5 protein-coding genes are annotated in these 4058 nt (G+C 43.5%); 4 read left to right on the top strand and 1 reads right to left on the bottom strand.

The window, feature by feature from the left end; all coding sequences use genetic code 11:
- The coding region (locus L4C33_RS20165; protein WP_428814189.1) for an aminotransferase class III-fold pyridoxal phosphate-dependent enzyme at nt 1-715 on the bottom strand (715 nt) is incomplete at its 3' end.
- Between the two features lie 166 nt (nt 716-881).
- On the opposite strand from L4C33_RS20165, the gene bioB reads away from it, so the two are divergent.
- From bioB to bioD, 4 genes are all read left to right on the top strand, one after another.
- A complete protein-coding gene (bioB, locus tag L4C33_RS20170) occupies nt 882-1934 on the top strand; it encodes a biotin synthase BioB (RefSeq protein ID WP_428814190.1) in 1053 nt (350 codons plus the stop codon).
- The gene (bioF, locus tag L4C33_RS20175) at nt 1921-3078 is read left to right on the top strand and encodes an 8-amino-7-oxononanoate synthase (RefSeq protein WP_428814191.1); all 1158 of its coding nucleotides are present in this window, start codon (nt 1921-1923) and stop codon (nt 3076-3078) included. The genes bioB and bioF overlap by 14 nt, the downstream gene beginning before the upstream one ends.
- Nucleotides 3079-3083: 5 nt before the next feature.
- Nucleotides 3084-3887 (top strand): malonyl-ACP O-methyltransferase BioC, encoded by an 804-nt coding sequence (bioC, locus tag L4C33_RS20180; protein ID WP_428814192.1) that lies wholly within the window; start codon nt 3084-3086, stop codon nt 3885-3887.
- A partial coding sequence (bioD, locus tag L4C33_RS20185; RefSeq protein ID WP_428814193.1) for an ATP-dependent dethiobiotin synthetase BioD occupies nt 3863-4058 on the top strand: 196 nt, incomplete at its 3' end. The genes bioC and bioD, both read left to right, overlap by 25 nt.

Raw genomic sequence — 4058 nt, forward strand, 5'->3', positions numbered from 1 at the left:
GTAGTACATTGTATTTATCACAAAGAAGCCTTACTTGGCGCAAAAATTCAGGGTGGTAAATACGCATTCCACCTGCACCTTGTACGATCGGTTCAAGGATTACCGCTGCGACTTCTTTATGGTGTCGAGCGATTTTATCTTCAAAATCCATAAGGTCAGCCTTATCCCACTCCTGGTTATAGCCAGTTTTTGGGGACGAAGCAAAAATGTGCTCAGGCAAAAAACCTTTATAAAGGCTGTGCATTGAATTGTCGGGATCAGTGACTGACATCGCGGCAAAAGTATCACCGTGATACCCATCTCTCAGTGTTAGGAACTTCGAACGAGGTTCGCCTTTAGCATGCCAATATTGCAGAGCCATTTTTAAGCTGACTTCGACAGCAACGGATCCTGAATCGGCCAAAAATACGTGTTCAAGGTTACTTGGAGCTAATGACAGAAGTTTTTTGCACACATTAATTGCTGGTTCGTGCGTAATACCACCAAACATCACATGAGACATCTTATCTATTTGGCTATGCGCAGCTGCATTTAAGTGTGGGTGATTATAGCCGTGTATGGTTGACCACCATGAAGACATACCATCAACTAAGCGCGTACCGTTCTCTAATTGAAGGTATACACCGTCAGCATTAGTGACCGGGTAGCAGGTCAGAGGTGTCAGTGTTGAGGTATAGGGATGCCAGATGTGCTGGCGGTCGAAGGCGAGATCCATAACAACTTCCAATTGATTGAAGGTTAAAAAATAACCAAATGTAAACTTTTAATATTCTCAATATGTTGACAGTCTAAAGCTTGTGGGTAGACTATCCAAGCATAAATGTAGGCAAGCCTATTGATTGCTTGGCTCTATACCAAAAAAATAAGATAAGGAACGACACGTGGAAGTTCGTCATGACTGGACAGTAGCAGAAGTTACAGCACTACTTGATAAACCATTTATGGATCTAATGTTTGAAGCTCAGCTTGTACACCGTAAATACCAAGAACATAACCATGTACAGGTGAGTACACTTCTTTCTATTAAAACGGGTGCGTGTCCCGAAGACTGTAAATACTGCCCACAGAGTGCGCACTACCGCACCGATGTCGATAAAGAACGTTTAATGGAAGTTGAACGCGTACTGGATGCCGCACAAAAAGCTAAGAACGCAGGTTCAACTCGCTTTTGTATSGGTGCTGCTTGGAAAAACCCGAAAGAACGCGATATGCCGCACCTAACAGAAATGATCAAAGGTGTAAAAGGCATGGGTTTAGAGACCTGTATGACCCTTGGTATGCTGACTCCGGATCAAGCTGGTGAATTATCAGAAGCTGGTTTGGATTACTACAACCATAACCTTGATACTTCTCCTGAGTTCTACGGAAGTATCATTACAACGCGTACGTATCAAGACCGTTTGGACACGCTTTCTCATGTTCGTGATGCCGGTATGAAAATCTGTTCTGGTGGTATTATTGGTATGGGCGAAAGTACTAACGACCGTGCTGGTCTACTGGTTGAGCTTGCGAACTTACCTGTTCATCCTGAAAGTGTACCAATCAACATGCTTGTGAAAGTGAAGGGTACACCAATGGAAAATGTTGATGATGTTGAGTCGTTCGACTTCATCAAGCTTATCGCTATTGCACGTATTATGATGCCAATGTCGGCTGTTCGTTTATCGGCTGGTCGTGAAAATATGAATGAGCAAATGCAAGCGATGTGTTTCATGGCTGGTGCAAACTCTATCTTCTACGGTTGCAAACTACTCACAACGCCTAACCCAGATGAAGACACCGATATGCAGCTTTTCAAAAAGTTGGGTATTAACAGTCAGCAAGTGGCTCAAAAGCCAGATGAAATTCAAGAGAACGAATTGTTAGACCAAGTAGTTGAGCGCGTTGCTGCTCGCCCTACTAAAGATGACATTTTCTACGATGCCAGCGTTTAAAAACCGCATAAATAAAGCCCTTGAGATCAGAAAATCTCAAGGGTTAACTCGAACGCTCAAGTCTTTAGTAAACTCGAATCAAGCAACTCTGTCTGATTCAGGTCAGTCCTATGTTAATTTTTCGAGTAATGATTATTTAGGGTTAGCGAGCGATAAATCACTGATTGGTGCATGGCAAGATGGGCTCGATAAGTATGGTGTCGGAAGTGGCGCGTCGCCACTGGTCACTGGTTTTAGCCCCGCCCACCAAAACCTTGAATCTAAGCTGTGTGAATGGCTAGGTTTTGATCGTGCGATTTTGTTTAGTTCAGGGTTTAGTGCAAATCAGGCGCTCATATTTTCGTTGCTCGATAAGCAAGACACGCTAGTCCAAGACAAGCTAAATCATGCTTCATTGATTGAAGCTGGCATGCTCTCATCCGCAACCATGAAGCGATTTCAGCATAATAATGTCAATAATCTCTCTCGTCTTCTAAGTCAGTCTGAAAGTGCTTTGGTTGTGACGGAAGGTGTATTCAGTATGGATGGTGATTGTGCGCCTTTATCTGAAATAGCTGCATTATGTCAGAAACAAAACGCATGGTTGGCAGTAGATGATGCTCATGGTATTGGCGTGCTCGGTGACAAGGGCGCGGGTAGTTGTAATGCCGAGAATATCAAGCCTGAATTGTTAGTCGTGACGTTTGGGAAAGCATTTGGTTTATCTGGCGCCGCAATTTTATGCTCAGAGGAAGTCGGAGACTATTTGACTCAATTCGCACGTCACCATGTTTACTCAACGGCAATGCCTCCTTCTCAAGCCCATGCTTTAACTCATGCATGTCAAATGATTCAGACACAAGATTGGCGAAGAGAGAAGCTACAAGAACTACAGTCGGTTTATCGAAACGCTTTAAGTGATCTGTCAGGTTATGTCGAGACACAAACACCGATCAAACCTTTTATGTGTGGTGAGGCGGATACGGCGATGTCTATTGCTCAGCACTTGAAAGAGCAGCAGATATGGACAACTGCGATTAGGCCACCTACGGTTCCTCAAGGTGGCGCGAGACTGCGTGTGACGCTGACCGCCAATCATAACGTTGAGCAAGTCACTAAGTTAACTGGCGCGATACGCCAAGCAGCAGATTTATATTTAGGATGACACTGATGTCACAAGAAGTAGTAGTGGAAAACTATAATACGGTTGATAAAGCTGCCATTGCTGAAGCATTTGGTAAAGCTGCAAAGTCATATGATAGGCATGCTCAATTTCAACGTGATGTGGGCTACCGTTTGTTGGAATCGTTGCCAAGCGATCTTTCTGGACTCTCAATTCTCGACCTTGGCTGTGGTACTGGCTATTTCTCGCAGCAACTTGCTTTGAGAGGCGCAATCGTTACGTGTGCTGATTTATCTGAAGGTATGTTGCAGCAGGCCAAACTTCGTTGTGGGGAACAGGTTTCCAGTTATCAACAAGCTGATGCTGAACAACTGCCTTTTGAAAATGGCACGTTTGATCTCGTATTTTCAAGTCTCGCACTGCAGTGGTGTGATGATTTGTCGTATCCATTGCGTGAAATGAAGCGCGTGACCAAAATGAGAGGTAAGTTGGCTTTTTCAACTTTGCTCGACGGATCTCTTCATGAATTAGAGAAATCGTGGAGTGAAATTGATTCATATCAACACGTAAACCAATTTATTTCATCCAATCAGGTAAAAATTGCGTTAGCTCAAGCTAGTTGTCATAACCATCATCTAGACTTGCCGTCCATCACCGTTTGGTATGATACAGCTTTTGAATTGATGCGTGATCTTAAAGGGATCGGCGCTAACCACGTAAGTGGTCGCTCACATGGGTTAACGAGTCGTCGAATGTTACGGCTTGTCGAACAAGAATATCGAAAGTTTCAAAACCACCAAGGTTTCTTACCAGCAACATATCAAGTTTGTTTAGGGGTTATTCAATTATGATTGATGCATTATTTATTGCAGGTACGGATACCGAAGTAGGAAAAACAGTAGTTTCTAAAGCCGTTTTACAAGCTTTAGCAGCACAAGAATTATCAACAATTGGCTATAAGCCCGTTGCTGCCGGTTGTGACAAAACTGAAGATGGTTTTCGCAATTCAGATGCCCTTCATT

This window comes from Vibrio makurazakiensis (assembly GCF_050337375.1).
Classification (GTDB): Bacteria; Pseudomonadota; Gammaproteobacteria; order Enterobacterales; family Vibrionaceae; genus Vibrio; species Vibrio makurazakiensis.

Coding starts and splice junctions, on each gene's coding strand:
- bioC (WP_428814192.1), top strand. CDS start 3,084: ATGTCACAAGAAGTAGTAGTGGAAAACTATAATACGGTTGATAAAGCT.
- bioF (WP_428814191.1), top strand. CDS start 1,921: ATGCCAGCGTTTAAAAACCGCATAAATAAAGCCCTTGAGATCAGAAAA.